22 protein-coding genes and 1 other RNA gene are annotated in these 19,617 nt (G+C 28.5%); 3 read left to right on the forward strand and 20 right to left on the reverse strand.

The window, feature by feature from the left end; genetic code table 11:
* Positions 1-6 precede the first annotated feature (6 nt).
* Genes ruvB through ruvC form a run of 3 tightly spaced genes read right to left on the reverse strand, consistent with a single transcriptional unit; the run spans position 7 to position 2,122 of the window.
* The gene (ruvB, locus tag ABDJ34_RS01465; RefSeq protein WP_094205723.1) at positions 7-1,014 is read right to left on the reverse strand and encodes a Holliday junction branch migration DNA helicase RuvB; all 1,008 of its coding nucleotides are present in this window, start codon (positions 1,012-1,014) and stop codon (positions 7-9) included.
* An 8-nt stretch (positions 1,015-1,022) separates the two neighbouring features.
* Positions 1,023-1,619: a Holliday junction branch migration protein RuvA gene (gene ruvA / locus ABDJ34_RS01470; protein ID WP_094223498.1), complete on the reverse strand. Its 597-nt coding sequence runs from the start codon at positions 1,617-1,619 to the stop codon at positions 1,023-1,025.
* Between the two features lie 8 nt (positions 1,620-1,627).
* A complete protein-coding gene (ruvC, locus tag ABDJ34_RS01475) occupies positions 1,628-2,122 on the reverse strand; it encodes a crossover junction endodeoxyribonuclease RuvC (protein WP_094208643.1) in 495 nt (164 codons plus the stop codon).
* A gap of 116 nt (positions 2,123-2,238) precedes the next feature.
* Here ruvC and ymfI point away from each other — a divergent pair, with 116 nt between their 5' ends.
* From ymfI to ABDJ34_RS01490, 3 genes are read left to right on the forward strand one after another with little or no spacing between them, the layout of a single operon-like run.
* The gene (gene ymfI / locus ABDJ34_RS01480; RefSeq protein WP_094208644.1) at positions 2,239-2,976 is read left to right on the forward strand and encodes an elongation factor P 5-aminopentanone reductase; all 738 of its coding nucleotides are present in this window, start codon (positions 2,239-2,241) and stop codon (positions 2,974-2,976) included.
* Positions 2,969-3,688 carry a response regulator transcription factor gene (locus ABDJ34_RS01485; protein ID WP_412701139.1) on the forward strand — a complete coding sequence of 240 codons (720 nt, stop codon included), beginning with the start codon at positions 2,969-2,971 and terminating at the stop codon, positions 3,686-3,688. The genes ymfI and ABDJ34_RS01485 overlap by 8 nt, the downstream gene beginning before the upstream one ends.
* On the forward strand, positions 3,678-5,027 hold the full coding sequence (locus tag ABDJ34_RS01490) for a sensor histidine kinase (RefSeq protein WP_412701140.1): 1,350 nt from the start codon (positions 3,678-3,680) through the stop codon (positions 5,025-5,027). The genes ABDJ34_RS01485 and ABDJ34_RS01490 overlap by 11 nt, the downstream gene beginning before the upstream one ends.
* 35 nt (positions 5,028-5,062) lie before the next feature.
* Here ABDJ34_RS01490 and rnpB read toward each other — a convergent pair.
* From rnpB to ABDJ34_RS01575, 17 genes are all read right to left on the reverse strand, one after another.
* Positions 5,063-5,392, reverse strand: an RNA gene (rnpB, locus tag ABDJ34_RS01495) — RNase P RNA component class A.
* 19 nt (positions 5,393-5,411) lie between these two features.
* On the reverse strand, positions 5,412-6,191 hold the full coding sequence (locus ABDJ34_RS01500; RefSeq protein WP_412701141.1) for a Nif3-like dinuclear metal center hexameric protein: 780 nt from the start codon (positions 6,189-6,191) through the stop codon (positions 5,412-5,414).
* Positions 6,181-6,873, reverse strand: coding sequence for a tRNA (adenine(22)-N(1))-methyltransferase (locus ABDJ34_RS01505; RefSeq protein WP_353316219.1), 693 nt, complete (start codon positions 6,871-6,873; stop codon positions 6,181-6,183). Before ABDJ34_RS01505 ends, ABDJ34_RS01500 begins: the two co-directional genes overlap by 11 nt.
* A 1-nt stretch (position 6,874) precedes the next feature.
* Positions 6,875-8,044, reverse strand: a complete 1,170-nt coding sequence (rpoD, locus tag ABDJ34_RS01510; protein WP_306478722.1) for an RNA polymerase sigma factor RpoD — start codon at positions 8,042-8,044, stop codon at positions 6,875-6,877.
* A 17-nt stretch (positions 8,045-8,061) separates the two neighbouring features.
* A complete protein-coding gene (gene dnaG, locus ABDJ34_RS01515) occupies positions 8,062-9,858 on the reverse strand; it encodes a DNA primase (protein WP_412701142.1) in 1,797 nt (598 codons plus the stop codon).
* Positions 9,859-9,873: 15 nt separating this feature from the next.
* Positions 9,874-10,884 carry a deoxyguanosinetriphosphate triphosphohydrolase gene (locus ABDJ34_RS01520; protein WP_353316221.1) on the reverse strand — a complete coding sequence of 337 codons (1,011 nt, stop codon included), beginning with the start codon at positions 10,882-10,884 and terminating at the stop codon, positions 9,874-9,876.
* A gap of 114 nt (positions 10,885-10,998) precedes the next feature.
* Complete coding sequence (locus tag ABDJ34_RS01525; protein WP_412701143.1) at positions 10,999-13,026, reverse strand: bifunctional 4-hydroxy-3-methylbut-2-enyl diphosphate reductase/30S ribosomal protein S1; 2,028 nt, start codon at positions 13,024-13,026, stop codon at positions 10,999-11,001.
* Entirely contained in the window at positions 13,026-13,595 is a 570-nt protein-coding gene (locus ABDJ34_RS01530) for a lysophospholipid acyltransferase family protein (protein WP_412701144.1), read from the reverse strand. The genes ABDJ34_RS01525 and ABDJ34_RS01530 overlap by 1 nt, the downstream gene beginning before the upstream one ends.
* Positions 13,585-14,454, reverse strand: coding sequence for a (d)CMP kinase (gene cmk, locus ABDJ34_RS01535; RefSeq protein WP_412701145.1), 870 nt, complete (start codon positions 14,452-14,454; stop codon positions 13,585-13,587). Before cmk ends, ABDJ34_RS01530 begins: the two co-directional genes overlap by 11 nt.
* The gene (locus ABDJ34_RS01540) at positions 14,451-15,653 is read right to left on the reverse strand and encodes a BaiN/RdsA family NAD(P)/FAD-dependent oxidoreductase (RefSeq protein WP_412701146.1); all 1,203 of its coding nucleotides are present in this window, start codon (positions 15,651-15,653) and stop codon (positions 14,451-14,453) included. The genes cmk and ABDJ34_RS01540 overlap by 4 nt, the downstream gene beginning before the upstream one ends.
* The gene (locus ABDJ34_RS01545) at positions 15,653-16,192 is read right to left on the reverse strand and encodes a tRNA (mnm(5)s(2)U34)-methyltransferase (protein WP_412701147.1); all 540 of its coding nucleotides are present in this window, start codon (positions 16,190-16,192) and stop codon (positions 15,653-15,655) included. The genes ABDJ34_RS01540 and ABDJ34_RS01545 overlap by 1 nt, the downstream gene beginning before the upstream one ends.
* Positions 16,182-16,529, reverse strand: coding sequence for a hypothetical protein (locus ABDJ34_RS01550; protein WP_353316227.1), 348 nt, complete (start codon positions 16,527-16,529; stop codon positions 16,182-16,184). Before ABDJ34_RS01550 ends, ABDJ34_RS01545 begins: the two co-directional genes overlap by 11 nt.
* Positions 16,522-17,232 carry a pseudouridine synthase gene (locus ABDJ34_RS01555; protein ID WP_353316228.1) on the reverse strand — a complete coding sequence of 237 codons (711 nt, stop codon included), beginning with the start codon at positions 17,230-17,232 and terminating at the stop codon, positions 16,522-16,524. Before ABDJ34_RS01555 ends, ABDJ34_RS01550 begins: the two co-directional genes overlap by 8 nt.
* Complete coding sequence (gene scpB / locus ABDJ34_RS01560) at positions 17,219-17,767, reverse strand: SMC-Scp complex subunit ScpB (RefSeq protein ID WP_094208657.1); 549 nt, start codon at positions 17,765-17,767, stop codon at positions 17,219-17,221. The genes ABDJ34_RS01555 and scpB overlap by 14 nt, the downstream gene beginning before the upstream one ends.
* Before the next feature lie 2 nt (positions 17,768-17,769).
* Positions 17,770-18,480 carry a segregation and condensation protein A gene (locus ABDJ34_RS01565; RefSeq protein WP_412701148.1) on the reverse strand — a complete coding sequence of 237 codons (711 nt, stop codon included), beginning with the start codon at positions 18,478-18,480 and terminating at the stop codon, positions 17,770-17,772.
* Positions 18,477-19,085 carry a site-2 protease family protein gene (locus tag ABDJ34_RS01570; RefSeq protein ID WP_094205743.1) on the reverse strand — a complete coding sequence of 203 codons (609 nt, stop codon included), beginning with the start codon at positions 19,083-19,085 and terminating at the stop codon, positions 18,477-18,479. Before ABDJ34_RS01570 ends, ABDJ34_RS01565 begins: the two co-directional genes overlap by 4 nt.
* Entirely contained in the window at positions 19,079-19,615 is a 537-nt protein-coding gene (locus ABDJ34_RS01575) for an NUDIX hydrolase (RefSeq protein WP_094205744.1), read from the reverse strand. The genes ABDJ34_RS01570 and ABDJ34_RS01575 overlap by 7 nt, the downstream gene beginning before the upstream one ends.
* Positions 19,616-19,617: the final 2 nt, after the last annotated feature.

Consider the following 19,617-nt stretch of genomic DNA (forward strand, 5'->3'; position numbering starts at 1 on the left):
ATAAAATCACCTCTTTCTAACTATATTAAAATGTTTGTACGCTTTATCTGTGACAATTCTTCCTCTTGAAGTTCTATTGATGAATCCTATTTGCAGCAAATAAGGTTCATAAACATCTTCAATAGTAATTCTTTCTTCGCCAGTGGCCGCTGCAATTGTATCAACACCAACAGGTCCACCATCAAAATTATTAATCATTGTCATTATTATTTTTCTATCAACATAATCTAGTCCACATTTGTCTACTTCTAACAAATTTAAACCACGATTACTTATTTCCTTTGTAATAGTTCCGTCTGCTCTTACTTCTGCATAATCCCTAACTCTTTTTAATAGCCTGTTAGCGATTCTTGGAGTGCCTCTACTTCGTCTTGCTATTTCCATGGCACCTTCTTCATCAATGCCTATTCCCAAAACACCCGCAGATCTAGTAACTATTTTCTTCAAACTTTCTATATCATATAACTCTAAGTTTAATAAAACACCAAATCTATCGCGAAGTGGTCCTGTCAATTGGCCTGATCTTGTAGTAGCACCAATAAGTGTAAATTTCTCCAAATCTATTCGTAAGCTTCTTGCAGAAGGTCCTTTTCCCACTATAATATCCAAAGCATAATCTTCCATTGCAGGATACAAAATTTCTTCAACAGAACGATTGATTCTGTGTATTTCATCTATAAACAAGACATCATCTTTTTGTAAATTTGTAAGAATACTTGCCAAATCAGAAGGCTTTTCTATTGCAGGTCCACTAGTAACCCTTAGGTTAACTCCCATTTCATTAGCTATAATGTGTGCTAAAGTAGTTTTACCTAATCCAGGTGGTCCATATAATAGAGCGTGATCCAATGGTTCATTTCTATTCTTTGCAGCTTCAATAAAAATTGACAATTTCTTCTTGACTTTATCTTGACCAATATAATCGCTCATCCATTTTGGTCTTAAATTAAAATCAATATCTTCGTCGCTTTTCGTAAAAGATGCTCCAACAATTCTATCGTTTTTATCTTCCATTTTCTCACCTACCTACTACTGTCCAAGCTTTTCATTGCTTTTTTCATTATATCTTCAATTGATAATCCAGAAATATCAGTGTTTTCGATAAATGCATCCACATCATTTTTAAAATAACCAAGTTGTAATAATGCTTCTCTTGCAAATTCTGAATCACTTGATTTTTTCACTTCTTTGTTAACAGGTTTTTCTGATGGCACAAAATCTTTTTCGATTTTTTCTTTTAGCTCTAAAATAATCCTTGATGCTGTTTTTTTGCCAACGCCTGGTGCTTGCGTTAGAAGTTTAATATCATCAGTGATAATAGCGGTTTTACATTCATCAACTGTCATAGTTGATAGTATATTCATTGCATATTTTGGGCCAATAGATGTTACATCTGTTAACAAATTAAATAAGTCTCTTTCTTTTTGAGATGAAAATCCGTACAAAATACTTGCATCTTCTCTTTCGACAAATTCAGTATATACTTTATATTCATCAAATGCACTAACATTATCCCTAAAAAAATCAGTTATGAATATTTTATAACCAATTTTGTTGTTTTCCAATACTATGTAATTTTCATGAACTTCAGTAATAACTCCAATAATATACGAATACATATTATCTCCTATTTCATTTCATTTAGATATTTAAATTTACTTCCAAAAATGTGACACAAAGCCACAGCTACAGCATCTGCAGCATCATCAGGTTTAGGTATATCGTTAAATTTTAAAATTGTTTTAACAGTTTCTTGTACTTGTCTTTTATCAGCTCTTCCATATCCTACAACTGCTTGTTTAATTTGAAGAGGCGTATATTCATAAAGACATAAATTCTTATTTATACAGCTTAGAATTTCTACTCCTCTTGCTTGAGATACAGTTATTGCTGTCTTTACATTTTTATTGAAAAACAATTCTTCAAATGCGCAATCTTCAGGTTGAAATTCATCGATAATTTTGTTCATCTCGTTGTAAATAAATGATAATCTGTCAGGTAATGGTGATTTTGAACTTGTTGTGATGCAACCATATTCAAGACATTTTATTTTGTTATTATCATAATCCAATATAGAATATCCAACGATTGCTATACCAGGGTCAATTCCTAAAACTCTCACTTATTATCAAATCCTATACTCTAATATATTTTAACATGTTTTAATATTATATCATAAACATTTTAACTTGTTAATTTGCCTATATGTTATAATATAATCAGTTAAAAGGAGAAAAAATGAAGACAATTTTAATAACTGGTGCCAGCGGAGGTATTGGAGAAGGAATTTGCAAAATGTTAGAAAATCATCCAGAATATAGAATCGTTGTGCACTATTTTAATAATGAAGATAAAGCTAAAGAAATCGTTGAAAATATTAGAAATAAAGGCATAGATGCAATATCATATAAGTGTGATTTAAGAAATTTTGATGAATGCAAAAAAATGTTCGAATTAATTAGAAATAAATTTAGATGTGTTGATATATTGATTAACAACGCAGGAATATCTATTGTAGATCAATTTCAAGATATTAAAGTTAATGATTGGTATAATATGTTTGATGTTAATGTGCATGGAACCTATCATATGTGCAAATTAGCATTGGAAGATATGTTAGATAAAAAGGAAGGAAATATTATTAATATTACTTCAATTTGGGGAATGATTGGCGGATCAATGGAATCTTGTTACTCAGCAACAAAAGCTGCAATAATAGGGCTTACAAAATCCTTAGCTAAAGAATTTGGATATAGTAACATTAAAATAAATGCTATTGCCCCTGGAGCTATAGATACACCTATGTTAGATAACATCTCAAAAGATGATTTAGATTATGTTATAGAAGACACCCCTATGGGAAGACTTGGAACACCTGAAGATATTGCAAATCTTGTAGAATTTTTAATATCAGATAAAAATTCATTTATGACTGGGCAAATATTAAGTCCAAATGGAGGTTTTGTAATTGTTTAAAGAAAATTTAGCCGATATAAAAATTTTAATAGTTGAAGATGAGAAAAACATATCAAATGCAGAAAGAAAATACTTAGAAGTTGAAGGATTTCAAGTTGATCAAGCATTTGATGGACAAGAAGCTATTACTATGATTAATACAACAGATTATTCATTAATTATTTTAGACTTAATGTTGCCAAAAGTTAGCGGTGAAAAAGTTATGGAAGTAATTAGATCTAGAACTGAAACACCAGTAATCATGGTTACAGCTAAAGTAGATGAATCTGAAATATTAGAGGGTTTAAAACTTGGAGCTGACGATTATATTACTAAACCTTTCAGTTTAAAAATATTAGTCCAAAAAGTAAAAACAATTCTCAGAAGAGTTGAAAAGCTTGGCCTACCAAAATCCGAAAAAATTTATTTTGATAATGGACGTGTAAGTATTTCTTTTGAAGATAACACGTTTATTAAAGACGGAGAAAGCATAAATCTTACTAGCAATGAATTTCAAATAATCAAAACTTTATTCTCTAATCCCAATAAAATATTTACTAGAGATGAAATAATAGAATTATCTTTTGGTTATGATTATGAGGCTTTTGACAGAGCTATAGATACTCACATTAAAAATATTAGACATAAAATTGAAGATAATCCAAAAAAACCTCGTTATATTAAAACGATTTATGGCGTTGGCTATAAGTTAGGTGTATACGATGAAGCTTAAGTCGGAAATATTATATGAGTTTTTAAGAGCTATTATATTTCCTATCATGTTATTATCATTTATTGCGGTATTCATTTTTCAATTATCATTCAGAAATTTTGTTAACAATGAAGAACTAAACAGACAAAACAAAATTGAACAGCTAACTAAAAACTTATTTTTAGATCAACAACAAGGATTGAGCATAAAAAGTATTGATAAGTACATGTGGTATTTGAGTGAGTTAGATCTTGATGTTATTTTTTATGACAATAACGATAAGGAATTATATTCTTTTAAAGAAGGATTCGAATTAGCTAAGAAAACTCCACTTTATAACACTATAATAAAAGATGTATACGATGAAAACAACAAAAAAATAGGTCATATCAAATATATTTATAGGATTAATAATAATTTCAAACAAAGAGGAGAAGTGTTCATAACAAACTTATTAAGATTAATAATTTTATCCACATTTTTATCATACTTTACAAGTTTGATAATATCAATTTTTCTTTCAAGAAAAGTGACTAATCCTATTGAAGAATTAACTCAAGCTACAGTCAATATAAGAAAACAAAACTACATTCTACCAGTTATAAAAAGTAATATAGTTGAAGTAAATCAATTATCCCAAAATATCAATTACATGGCAAATTCATTAAAATCTCAAGAATTTAATCGAAAACAATATGCACAAAATATTAGTCATGAATTGAGAACTCCTTTAACTAATTTAAGGTTAAATTTAGAATTGATTCAAGACGGCATTATGGAACCTAATGAACAAAATGTAAGTACTCTTCTTATAGAAATTGATAGATTGACTAGCTTAATTAATCAGCTAAATAATACATTTAAAAAATCAACTCCAGAAACTATATATAATCCTACAGATTTTAATCTAACTGAATTTTTACATGAAATATTTAAATCTATGAAAACACAATATGATAAAGCAGGAGTTTTATTTGATATGGAAATATCAGAGGATTTGGATATCCATACTGACAAAGAAAAGTTAGCTAATATAATTATCAACTTATTATCTAATGCACTTAAAGCTTGTCAAACAAAAGATTCAGTATTATTAAGAGCTAGACATATCAACAGAAAAATTGTTATCTCAGTAAAAGATACTGGAGTAGGAATTAGTGAAGAAAATAAGCCTAAAATTTTCGAAAGATTTTACAGAGTTGATGATTGCAGAAACACAAAAGAAAATGGTTATGGGTTAGGTTTGTCAATTGTAAAAAACTACGCTGATATTATCGGAGCTGATATATCAGTTAATTCAAAACTAAACTTAGGTACAGTTATGATGATTTCTTTTGATGACGATATAATTGTGAAATAAAAAAAGATTGGTAACAATATTGCTACCAATCTTTTTTTATGACCAAATCTATAAGCCGTGTTCTGTATTTGATAATCATCTATCTAGACTAATTGTTACCAATTAGTTCAAGCAATCTACCTACCGGAGACGACGAGCAGCCGTCTTTATTCCTATTTGATTTTGCACTGAATGGGGTTTACATAGCCATAAAGTCACCTTTATGCTGGTAGGCTCTTACCCTACCTTTCCACCCTTACCAATAAATGGCGGTATATCTCTGTTGCACTAGCCTTAGGGTCGCCCCCACTGGACGTTATCCAGCATCCTCGCTCTATAGTGCACGGACTTTCCTCATGAATTCATGCGATTATCTGATTTAGTCACCATAACATTATAACATAATTAGAAAATTTTTCTAGTTGGTTTTTTTAAATAATTAACATCTATTTTGATATCTGGAAAAGATTTTTGAATAGTTTGTCTTAACGGTTCAAGAATAAATTTTTCTGATTCATAGTGGCCAATATCTATTAGTATAAGATTGTTATCTTGTGCATCTATCTGTTCATCGTGTTTAAACTCAGAAGATACAAATACATCACAATTAGTATCAATACAATTTTCAATGAAGTGACCACCACTTCCGCCTAACACCGCTATTCTTTTAATCTTTCGATTTGTATCACCGTATACAATTACATTTTCAAGATTTAATTTATTTTTCAAATCACAAATAAAATTCTCTGCAAAATCCTCTTCAATATCAGAATATTTTCCATATCCGGTATTGTTTTTATGAAAATCTAAAATTTTAGGATTAATCAAGCCTAATTGTTTAGCTAGCGCATCACTTACTCCAAATTCGACACTATCTAAATTGGTATGCGAAGAATAAATACAAATTTCATTTTTTATCGCACTAATTAATCGTGTATTTACACTATTTTTTTGTTCTATAATATTTTTTAATGGATGAAAAATAACTGGATGATGTGTAAATATCAAATCATATTTTTCTCTAATAGCTCTATTCAGACAATTATCATCTAAATCTAAGGAAATCAAAATCTTATTTATTTCTCTATTTAAATTACCAAATTGAATACCACTATTGTCAAAGTCTTCCTGAATTTCTAAAGGAACTAATCTTTCATACCAACTTATAAAATCTTTAAGCTTCAATTTTATTCAACACTTTCTCAAGTTCTTTTATTTCGACATTAATATTATCAATAGCATTTTTTACATTATCAGAATCTTTTTCTGATATATTCGACAATATTGTTTTCTTATTATCTACCTGCTGTTGTATATATTGCTTCAAATTTTCAGATTTATTATCGATTAAAAATTTTCCAAATTCATACTCATATTCATTTAAAAATAATTGCTTACCGACTTTAACTTTAATTATTTGATAATATTTGTCATTTTCAAACAAATCAACTTCTTCGATAATTTCAAAAGAATTATCATGTAAAAATTTTCTTAGTACTGAAAGTGAATTATTTGCTCCTAGTATTAAGCAGTTTGCGCTTTTAGCAACATCGATATTTTTGTTCAATATATCAACGATTAAATTTCCTCCCATTCCTGAAATTATTATCGTGTCAACTTGATACTCGTTTAAGTTATCCAAGCCATCGGATACATTTAGTATTATTTTTTCAGGTTCATCAAGATAATCTAATTTTTCCCTTAATTTATCTAATGATTTTTCACTAATATCGGATGCGATAACTTTCTTTGCTTTATTTGATTTTATTAATTCATACGGAACAATTCCATGATCTGTTCCTATATCAGCAACTATTGAATTATCTTCTACTAAGTTAATTATTTCTTCAAGCCTACGTTTTTTCATTTTATTCCAAAAAATCCTTTAATTTTTGACTTCTAGATGGATGTTTTAATTTTCTCAAAGCTTTTGCTTCTATTTGTCTTATTCTTTCTCTTGTAACATCAAAGTCTTTGCCAACCTCTTCAAGTGTTCTAGGAGTACCATCAACAAGTCCAAATCTTAATGCTAATACTTTTCTTTCTCTTTCATTTAAAGTGTTTAAAATGCCTTCTAATTCTTCTCTAAGCATAGTAAAATTTGCTGCTTCATCTGGAGCGATAGCAGTATCATCTTCAATAAAATCTCCTAAATGACTGTCTTCTTCTTCACCAATAGGTGTTTCCAAACTTACAGGTTCTTGAGCTATTTTTCTAACTTCTCTAACTTTTTCTACTTCAATTCCCATTTCTTTTGCTATTTCTTCATTTGTAGGGTCTCTTCCCAAATCTTGTAATAATTGTCTTTCAATTCTTACAAGTCTATTAATAGTTTCTACCATGTGTACAGGAATTCTTATTGTTCTAGCTTGGTCAGCAATTGCTCTTGTAATAGCTTGTCTTATCCACCAAGTAGCGTATGTTGAAAACTTGAAACCTCTAGTATAGTCAAATTTATCAACTGCTTTCATAAGTCCGAGATTACCTTCTTGAATCAAATCCAAAAAGCTCATTCCACGTCCCACGTATCTTTTAGCAATACTCACAACCAAACGTAAGTTTGCTTCTGCTAACTTTTTCTTAGCTCTCTTAGATCCATTTTCCATTTCTTGCGCTAATTGAACTTCTTCTTCAGCTGATAACAAAGGAATTTTTCCGATTTCTTTTAAATACATTTTTACTGGGTCGTCGACATTAATTCCTTTAATATCAGAAACATTTTCGATGATTTTTTTGTCATCCTTAATATCGTCATCGTCTTCATCATCAATAGACTCGTCATCTTCGATATCGTCTTTGTCGTCATCCTTTGAAGATGATTTCTTTTCTATTTCATCATTACTTTCAAAAATTTCAATATTATTTTCAATTAGCAAATTTCTTATATCTTCTATATCATCTTCATCAAGAGAAGAAATATCATCAATCTTTTTGAAGTCCTTGATAGTTACTATGCCATCATTCTCATTACCTATCTCTATTAATTGATTTAATGCTTCTTTTTTTATTTGTTCAACATCCAAGTTTTCTTCTGACATAAAAAACTCCTTTCTGACTATTTGTACTCTTTAATTTGTCTATTAATTTCTAAGATTTTATTTAAAATTTCATTATATTCTTTATTAATCTTTTCATTAAATTCTACTGATTGCATTAGATCTAACTGAGATTTAATATTCTCTTTTTCCTGGGTCATTAGGTATTTTTTAATCTCCAATACAACTCTTCCGATGTTATTAATATTAATTGAATCTCTAGATTTTTTATATAAATAATCGATAGTACGATCCATTTGAATATCATTTTTAAAATAATCTCTAGCTGATTTTTCATCAATTTGATTTTCATTATTTTTAGAATAGTAAAAATCTACAAACTCGATAAAATTATTATAATAACTGATCTTAGTTTTGAATTTTGAGAATTCTTCTTTCAAATCATAGTATACATCTTTATGAAAACAAGCAATTGTCATTATTTCAACTGCAGTTATTTTCTCCTGATTGTTAATACTATCTTTTTCTGTAATTTTTTTATCATCAGTTCTCTCATTATGAAAAGCGATGTTAGGCTTAACTTCATTCAATTTACTAGAGACATCTTTTTTTAAACTTAAATATTCTATGTTTAAATCATCAGAAAATCTCTTAATATATTCATCCCTAATGACTTCCCTATCTAGTTTTGATAATAAAGTTGTCAAATCATCTATAAGTTGTATTTTTTCTTTTACATCATTAATGTCGTATTTTTGAAGTATTTTCTTATATTCATAAATAACACTATCTACTGCGTTATCTATTAGCCTATCGAAACTTTCATTTCCGTATTGTTTAATATAATCATCAGGATCCATATTATCAGGTATGACAATAATGTTAGGACTAATATCATGCTCTTTAAATATTTCTATAGCACGAGATGTTGCGTTTTGACCAGCTGAGTCACCATCATAACATATATAAATATTCTTACAATATCTTTTGATTAATTTTGCTTGATCATGTGTTAGAGAAGTACCTAATGAAGCAATTGCATAGTCAAATCCATAATTTGTCAATGAGATAACATCCATATATCCTTCTACCAATATGATTTTCCCAACTTTGGCAGAATTTTTTAAATTAGAAACTCCATAAACATTCTTGCTTTTATCGTAAGCTAGGCTCTGAGGAGAATTCATATATTTTGCCCTTGAATCCGCAAGAGCTCTACCACCAAAACCAATAACATTGCCTCTTACATCTATAATAGGAAACATCAACCTATTTCGAAATTTATCATAAACATTCCCTTTTTCGTCCTGATTTATGAGGCCGAGTTCTATTATATCATCTTTTTGATATCCTTTTTGTAGTAAATGACGATAAATACTGTTTTTCCCATCGGCGTAACCTATTATAAACTTATTAATCAAATTATTATTAAGATTTCTTTTTTTTATATAATCCTTCGGTATATCATTTATCAATAGATTTTTGTAATAAAATAATTTGGCTTCATTATTAATTTCAAATAATTTTTTGCGATGTTCGTATTTTTCTTTATTTACTTCATTTGTTTCGACTAAAATACCTAACTTATCTGCCAAAAATTTAATAGCTTCAGGATATGACAAGCCCTCTTTTTGCATTATAAAGGATATAACATCGCCACCAACACCACAACCAAAACAATGAAAAATGCCTTTTGATGGCGATACACTAAAAGACGGCGTCTTCTCATTGTGAAATGGACATAGTCCAACATAATTTGAACCAGCCCTTTTCAATTCAACATAATCTCCAATTACAGAAACTATGTCTGCAACACTTTTTATCTCATCTATTTTATCTTGTGGTATAAATCCCATCTTATCATCCTATCTTTATATGCTCCAAGAATCTGGTATGAAAATTTCTTTAAAAGTTCTTTTTGCAAATGAATCGGTCATACCAGCGATATAATCTGTAACTATATCATCTTTGGTTTTATTTTGTAACTCAATATTATTGTAAATATCTGTGTGCGATTTTGGTAATCTACTGATATCTTCTAAATAGTAACTATATAGATTAGTTAGTACATATTCTACTTTTTTATCATCTTTTCTTACTATGTCGTTAAAATATACGTTCTTAAACATAAATGATCGCAAATCTTCCATTAGTCTGTAAGTTTTATCAGACATTTCAATGTGATTTTTGTCGAAACTATTTTCAACTAAATCATTTACTAAGAAATTAATTCTTTTTGAACCTCTATCTCCTAGTTCTTCTGTAATTTCTATAGGTAAATCACTATGTTTTATAATATTTGATCTAATAGAATCATCGATATCATGATTAATGTAGGCAATTCTATCTGAAAATTTAATAATTTGCCCTTCTAATGTATTTGCCTTGTTGCTACCTGAATGATTCACTATTCCATCTAATGTTTGTTTCGTTAAATTAAGACCTATTCTAGAACTTGAATGTTCTAGATATTGAACAACATTAATGGATTGTTTATAATGCTTGAATCCTTTTGGATTGAGTTTATCTAATATCTTTTCACCTACATGCCCAAAAGGTGTATGTCCCAAATCATGTCCCAAGCCTATTGCTTCTACTAAATCTTCGTTTAAACGTAAACATCTTGCAATAGTTCTAGCTATTTGGGTAACCTCTAAAGTGTGTGTTAACCTTGTTCTATAATGGTCTTTTTCAGGATTTAAGTACACTTGTGTTTTATGCTTAAGTCTTCTAAAAGATTTTGAGTGAATAATTCTATCTCTGTCAATTTGAAACGGATTTCTTAAATTATCATTTGGTTCGGATTGAATTCTCTCAGCTTCATTTGATTTTGTAGCAAATTCACTATAATAATTTTCATATAATTTAAAATCTACATTCATATTAAATCACACCCTAATCTATATGTTTTATATACCCCAAAACGCGAGTTATAATTCATAAGTACATCAAAAAAAGCCAAACACCTGTTTGGCTTTTTGGATATAAAGTAGATTTTAGTTATCTTCTTCGATTTCTTTTAATTTTAAATCTAATAATGCACCTAAATCGCTGTTAATCAAAGTTTCTTCACTTGATTCTGGTTTAGTTTCTACTTTTTTAGGTTTAACTTTTTTAGGTCTTGGTTTTCTTTCTGGTTTTTCAGGTTTTGGTAATAAAGCTTTCATACTTAAAGCTATTCTTTTCTTTTCAGGATTGATTTCTAAGATTTTAACTTTAACTGTATCACCAATATTTAACTCATCTGATGGTTTATCAACGTGTTCATTTGAAATTTCAGAAACGTGAACTAAGCCTTCAATTCCTTCAGCTAATTTAACAAATGCACCAAAGTCAACTAAGTTTACAACTTCTCCTTCAATAACGTCTCCTTCGTGATTATTTTCAACGAAAGCGTCAAATGGTTTTTGTTGTAATTGTTTCAAGCCAAGCGAAATTCTGTTCTTTTCTCTGTTAGCTTTAAGAACTAAAGTTTCGATTTCATCTCCAACTTTTAAAACATCTTCTGGTGATTCAATTCTATTCCAAGAAATATCTGAAATATGAAGTAAACCATCTACTCCACCTAAATCGATAAATGCACCAAAGTCTGTTAATCTTTGTACTTTACCAGTTATTGTTTCACCAACAGTTATGTTTTCCCAAGCCTTATCTTCAATTTCTTTTTGTTCTGCTTCTACAACAGCTCTGTGAGATAAAACTAAACGTCTCTTCTTTTCATCTATATTCAAAACTTTACATACCAAAGTTTCTCCTACATATTTAGATAAATCTTTTACAAAGTGAGTAGTTACTTGAGAACCTGGTATAAAAGCTCTTACATTATCAATTGTAGCTATTAAGCCGCCTTTTACTACTTGTGTTACTTTTGCTTCTACAGTTGAATCATTATCAAAACTAGAAACTAAATTCTTCCAGTTTTTAATTCCTTCAACTCTTTTTGTAGAAAGTACAACATTTCCTTCTCCGTCATCTAGCTTAATAACGTAAACTTCGATTTCGTCGCCTTGTTTGTACAAATCCTTAGGTAATTTACCTTCTTCTGTTGATAATTCGTCTAGTTTAATAATACCATCAGCCTTATAGCCAATATTAACCATGACTTCATCATCTGTTACATAAATAACTTCACCCTTTACGATTTCTTTTGGGTAAATCTTATTCATGCTTTCTTCTACTTGTTCCATAAAATCCTTGCTGTAATTATCCATTAAATTTACAACCTCCTCAATAATCCAAGCCGGTGTGGACGCACCAGCTGTAATACCTAATAATTTAGATTCAATAATACTATCATCGATACAAATATCCTTGTATGTTTCAATTCTTAAAACTTTTTTGCAATTTTGTTTTGCGATATCATACAATTTATTTGTGTTAGAACTATTCAAGCCACCAATCACAATCATACAATCGACATTCTTAGAAAGCTCTAAGCAAGCCATTTGTCGGCTTTTTGTAGCCCCACAAATAGTATTATCTATCACAACGTTAGTATTACCTTTTACTATTATATCAGAAATTTCCAAAAATTTCCTCTTTAAATTAGTAGTTTGTGAAATTACATATAATTTTTCACCTTTTATTTTTTTTGCCTCATCAATTGAGTTAACAACTTCAACATTATTTTCGACTTGTCCTTTCATCGCTATGATTTCCGGATGATTTGGATCTCCAATAATAATAATTTTGTAACCTTCTTCGTGTTTTTTATTTATTTTTTCATAAATTTTTAATAGTGATGGGCAAGTTAAATCTACTAATTTGTATCCATTATTTTTTATTTCTTCTTTTAATTTTAATGTTGCACCGTGAGATCTAATAAAAATCGTGGAGCCTTTCTCTGCTTGAGTATAATCGTCTATCTGTTTTATACCCAAAGCTTCTATTCTTTTACATTCTTGTTCGTTATGGATAAGCTGACCCAAAGTATACTTTAATTTTGATGGGTCATTTTCAATTATCTCTATTGCTCTTTTAACTCCATAACAAAATCCCGCATTTTGTTGTACTATTATATTCATCAGTTCACCTTGTAAATATTTTCGTATATAGCTCTAGTTATTGCTTTATTTCTTATATCTTTTGAAACATCATCAAAACTTGATATAGCTATTTTATCTCTTACAAACACTTCTACTTTTGATCTGAACTTATAATTAGAATTTATGAATACTGGGATAACATCTGCTCCTGCTCTTGACGCAATCATAGCAACTCCTGTTTTCATATTTTCTTCACTAACTGTTTTTACTCTTGTTCCTTCTGGAAATATTCCCAAAACTTCGTTGTCTTTTACAAGCTTGATAGCGTCTTTTATCGTTTTAATATTTACATTATCTCTATCAACCGGAAAAGCTCCAAACTTGTTTAGTAAAAAACCTAGAAATTTATTATCAAATAATTCTTTTTTTGCCATAAATCGTATGGGTCTATCAAAAATTATCGCTAATAAAATTGGATCCCATAAATTTATGTGATTTGCGCAAATAACTAAAGGAGTTTCAGGAAGATTCGTATTTCCATGAACAACTAATTTGTATCTTATTTTAAATACTATTTTCAATAAAAATCTTGCAAATCTATAAAACATTTCTACCTCTAATTATCTCTATTATTTTTTCAACAACTTCATCAATATTCATATCATCAGAATTTATATAAACAGCATCTTCGGCTCGTTTCAAAGGAGCATATTTTCTATTTTTATCCTGTTCATCTCTTAATTTTATGTCTTTTAGAATCGTTTCATAAGATGAATCGTCTTTTTGTTCGTTAAATCTTCTTTTGGCTCTAACTTCGGGTGATGCATCCAAATAAAATTTGTAATCAGCATTCTTTAGTATGTTAGTACCAGCATCTCTTCCATCAATAATAATCGCTTTGTTACTAGCAATCTGTCTTTGAATTTCAACTAATCTTTCTCTTACAGAATAATATGTTGAAACCTTTGATGCTGCCATAGATACATCATTAGTTCTTATTTTATCTCGCAAGAATTCGCCATTAACTTTAATCTTAGATGATTCAAATGTTATTTCAAAATTGTTCAATACATGCATGACCTCTTCTTCGTCTTCCAAATTTATATTTTCCTTCAAACAAAAATAAGCAAGAGAACGATACATTGATCCCGTATCCAAATATTCAATGTTTAATATATTTGAGATTAATTTACAAACTGTTGATTTACCAGATCCACTTGGTCCATCGACAGTAACAGAATATACGTCATTATTAATCAATTCAATATACACATTATCATCGTCATTTTTTCTGAGCATTCTTGATGAGATCAAAATATTTTTATTTGTTTTAATTAATCTATCGTCGAAAATTTCTTTCATAACTCTAGGCGTCGATATCAATAATATGTCAAAATTTTTGTCTTTGATATATTCATTAATATCATCATAAAGTTTTGATTCATTTTCGTATTTGATTTTTTTCATATATTTATCCCCGCTAAATAACCCGTTGAAAAAGCAAATTGTAAGTTAAATCCTCCTGTAAAACCATCAACATCAATTACTTCTCCACAAAAATACAAGTCTTTTACAATTTTAGATTCCATTGTGCTTGGATCAATATCATTAACATCGACTCCTCCCACACTAATAATTGCGTAATCAAGCTTTTCATTTGATACATAAGTAAAATCAAAACTTTTTAAAATTCTTCTTAAATTATCACGTTCATATTTTGTTATTTCATTTACTTTTTTATTTGGATTTATACTTGCAGATTTTAAAATTGGCAGTATTAATTTTTTGATTGTTATTTTACTTATAGCATTTTCAATTGTTTTGTTTTGATTTTCGCTGAAATCTCTTAAAATCCTATCATCAAGTTTTTGATCTGTCAATCCTGGTTTCAAATCTATCGAAATTTTAATGTCACCATTTTTGTTGCACAATATACTTGATAAAGTAAGTACTAAGGGACCTGAAATTCCTTTTCTTGTAAAAATCATTTCACCTATATCATCGTATATCAATTTCTTATTCAAATAACATTTTAGTCCGACGTTTTTAAGACTAACTCCCTCTAATTCTTCCACATTCTCTTTTAAAATAATTGCACTTAAACCAGGCTTCATTTCGTGAATAGTATGACCTAGCTTGGTTATTTGACTGTAAAGAGATCCATCTGATCCGGTATTTGGATATGATTTACCTCCACAGGCTATGATAACTTTATCAAATCCATATTCATCACGGTTTGTAGTCAGATAAAATTTATTAGATTTATAAATTTTGTTTACCTGCTCATTTAAGTGCAAATGTACATTTTTATCCTTTAATATTTTTTCAAATACTTTAATCACATCTGATGATTTATCACTCTGTGGAAAAACCCTATTTCCACGTTCGACTTTTGTTCTAAGACCATTTGAATTAAAAAAATTTATGACTTGTTCGTTTGTAAAGTCATAAAATGGGCTGTAACAAAAATATTTGTTTGTATTAATATTTTCAATTAATTCTTGTATATCACATGAATTGGTAATGTTGCATCTTCCTTTTCCGGTAATGAACAATTTCTTACCTATTTTTTCATTATGATCAAAAATATGAATTTTATTTTCGTCTTTAATAAAGCTTGCAGCCATCAGTCCTGCTGCTCCTGCTCCTATTATTGCTACATTCATTATTTAATCCTTTCAATTAAGCATACAAAAGGTGGATTGTTTATTTGATTTATAAAATCGTATCTAATAACATTGAATTCTTTTTGGTTTAATTTTTGAAGATATGCGATTATGTTTATACTTTCTTCAAGTCCTGGCTTGTGCCCAGGATAGAAAGTAATAACAACTTGACCTTCTGTGCTTAGCACTTTAAAAAGTTTATCTAAAGTTTTAATTACAGTATCATAATCAGTAGTTATTTTTTTATCTCCACCTGGAAGGTATCCCAAATTAAACACCACAAAATCAATTTTCTGATTAATATATTTGTCAAAATTTAGATGAGAATCGTTAATAACTTTCAAGTTCTCAAAATTTCTAGAATTATCTATACAATCTTTTTGGATATCAAACCCATAAACTTCAATGTTTTGGTTTATGGATAACATTTTGTATGAATCGTTTCCGTTTCCAAATGTCATATCTAAACAGACTTGTGAAGTTGGAATTTTATCTTTCATCAATGATTCAACTAATGTTTTAGTATTGTTATAAATCATTACAGCTTCCCCTAAAAAGTAGATTAAAGTCTATTTTTCCTTGATTTTCAAAAAATGATTTTACTAAACCATTATTATCATAAAACTCTTCAATACCAAAACCTCTCAAATTCATACCTATACTTTTTAGAAAAAATAACTTGTTAGAATTCTCCTCTTGTAATTGAAAATCTGCTATATTTGCTCTTTTACCTTCTGTCCTAATCAGAGAATACCCTTTTGGTTTTAAGTCGTCAATATATATAAAGCAAAAATCTCCTACAATTTCTTCTATTTTTAAGTTAAAATTTTTTAAAATTTCTTCGTCTTTGTTATTTGCAAGTCTAACTTCAATCATATTTACCTCTTATTAAGTCCAAATCTTTACTTTTTAACAGTACGTATTCTCCGCTTTTTAAATTATCATCCATCTTGTAATTACCAATTTGAACCCTTTTCAAATCTAAAACCGGATGATTTATATAATCAAACATTCTTCTAATTTGTCTGTTCCTACCCTCATAAATAGTTACCATGTATTTTGTATTGTCTTTTACATTGGCAATAAATTCTATATTTGATTTTTTTAATTTATAACCATCTAATATTATTCCATTTTTTAATTCTTGTATTTTGTTTTTGGTTGGTTTACCTTTCACTAAAACCTCGTAAACTTTTTTATGCTCAAATTTAGGATGAGTTAATTCATAAGTTAAATCACCATCATTCGTTAATATTAATAATCCATGAGAATCCTTATCCAAACGACCAATTGGATAAACCCTTGTATTAGATTTAATTAAATCAACAACTTTTTTATCAGCGAATTTATCCTTAACTGTTGAAGTATATCCAACAGGTTTATTGATAGCAATATAAACTTTTTCTTCTTTTTTACTAATTTTCTTACCTTCAACTTCAACAATATCACCATCATTTACTTGATAGGATAAATCTAAAAGTATTGTTCCATTAACACAAACTTTTGAGTACTTGATTAGTTCATCAGCCTTTCTTCTAGAACAATATCCACTTTGTGCTATGAACTTATTTATTCTCATTCTCTTTTTCCTTAATAATTTTTTCTATTTCATTTAATTTTGGAAGATCTTCTAAAGAATTAATATTGAAATAGTACAAGAACTCGTCGGTAGTACCATATAATATAGGCTTTCCTATTTTATCCAGTCTTCCGACTTCTTTTATTAAATTTTTTTTAGTTAAAGTATCAATTGATGAACTAGATTTTACCCCTCTTATTTCATCTATTTCAATTCTTGTTATTGGCTGTTTGTAAGCTATAATAGATAATACTTCCATTGTTGTATTGGTTAATCTTGTATTTTTATTTTTTACAAAAATTTCTTTTAAAAAATCGTAATATTCTTTTTTAGTTTGAATTTGATAGTTATCGTTGATACATCTAATTTCCAGGGAAGTGTTTCTATATTCATATTCTTTAATTAAATCATCAAGCATATTCCTAGTTTCTTTTTTGCTAAGGTTTATGGCTTCAGATATTGATGAAATATCTAATGGTTCACCCCATAAGAAAAGTAAAGATTCAATTTTATTTCGAATAATTTTATCTTCCATAATTACCTCATTAATATTTCCATTTTATCCTCATGATTTTTTACAACCTTTAATATGTTGGATTTTAATAATTCTAGTAAAGCTAGAAACACAGATATGACTTCATTTTTATTGGTATTTTTTGATAAAAAATATGAAAAAGTATATTTGTTATTTTTTTCTACCTTCCACAATATATCTTCAATACAATCTTCAATCTTATATTCTTCCGCTTCTATAATTTCTGTTTCTTCAATGACAATTCTATTATCTACCCTATTTAATATTTCTAACAAAGTTTCAGATAATAAATTAATGTCAGGAACGATCAAATTTTCTTTTTCAGATTGATAAACCGATAAATCCTCTTGAATTTTTCTAAAATGTTTCGATGAGATGTTTTCTAATTCGATCAATTGTTTAGAGATTTCTTTAAATTTTTTATATTCTATTAATCGTTGTTTAATTAAATCTTCATCTATCTGATCATCTTCATCAAAATCATTTTTAGGTAATAATTTTTTTGATTTTATATATAACAAAGTAGAAGCTAAGTAAATGAAATCAGTCAAATCTTTAGTAGAATGATTTTTCAAATTCTCAACTTCTTCAATGAATTTATTTGTAATTTTTGCTAAATCAACATTTTCTATATCAATTTTTTCTTTTTCAACCAAATTTAATAAAAGATCCATTGGACCGTTGAATTCTTCAGTTTCAATAATCAAACTCATAGTGCAATTGCTAACCTTAAAAACTTGTCAATTATATATGATGTTATAGGCGTTAAAACTTTACCCAACACACCTGAAAATATTAATATAAGCAATATAAAATAAGTGTATTTTTCATATTTTGCCATAAAATCTAAAAATTTCCCTGGAAAAAAAGCAGTTATAACCTTAGAACCATCTAAAGGTGGAACGGGTATTAAGTTAAATACAGCAAAATAAACATTGTATACAATAAATAAACTCAAAATTTCTGATACTATAGGATTTACATGAGAAAATTTAACATATAAAAACGAAAATATAAGTCCTAAAATTAAATTTACTGTAACTCCCGCAATTGAAACCAAGAACATACCTAAATGTCTGTTCCTAAAATTGTATGAGTTAATTGGAACCGGCTTTGCCCAACCAAACTTGAATAAAATCAAACTAATTGCACCTAATGGATCAATGTGATCAATAGGATTGAAGCTTAATCTACCCATGCTTTTAGCCGTATTATCACCCATCCAATAAGCAACATAACCATGAGCAAGTTCATGGAGAACAATAGTTGGAAGTAATACAAGTATAATTATAATATAATGATTTATCGTTTCTAGCATTTACTCACATTCCTTAAAAAATATAGAATTCCCATAATTGTCTTCCCGTCAACAATAGCTCCATCTTCTATCATTTGCATTAATTTTTCTTGTTCGATCAGTTCTATATTTAAAAATTCGTCATCATCTGCTTCTAGTTCGTCTCTGAATAATTCTTCAGCCAAAAAGAAACTTACTTTTTCATCACTAAAACCTGGAGAAGAATATGCATCAAATAAATAAGTTAAGTTTTTGCAATTATAACCTATTTCTTCTCTCATTTCTCTTATCGCTGCATCTTTTGGTGTTTCGTTGTGTTCAATTAATCCTGCTGGTAATTCCATTAGTTGTTGGTCAATAGCTTTTCTATATTGACTAACGAAAAATAATTTATTATCTTTTACTGCGATTATGCACACAGCGTTTGCGTGCTCTACAATTTCTCTTTTGGAGTATTTTCTATTTGGAAGTTCAACCGTATCTAATCTAAGGTTTAAAATTCTTCCTTCATATATCATTTCACTCTTTATAGTTTTTTCTTCATAATCCATAA

This window comes from Finegoldia dalianensis, from assembly GCF_046255015.1.
Lineage (GTDB): Bacteria > Bacillota > Clostridia > Tissierellales > Peptoniphilaceae > Finegoldia > Finegoldia magna.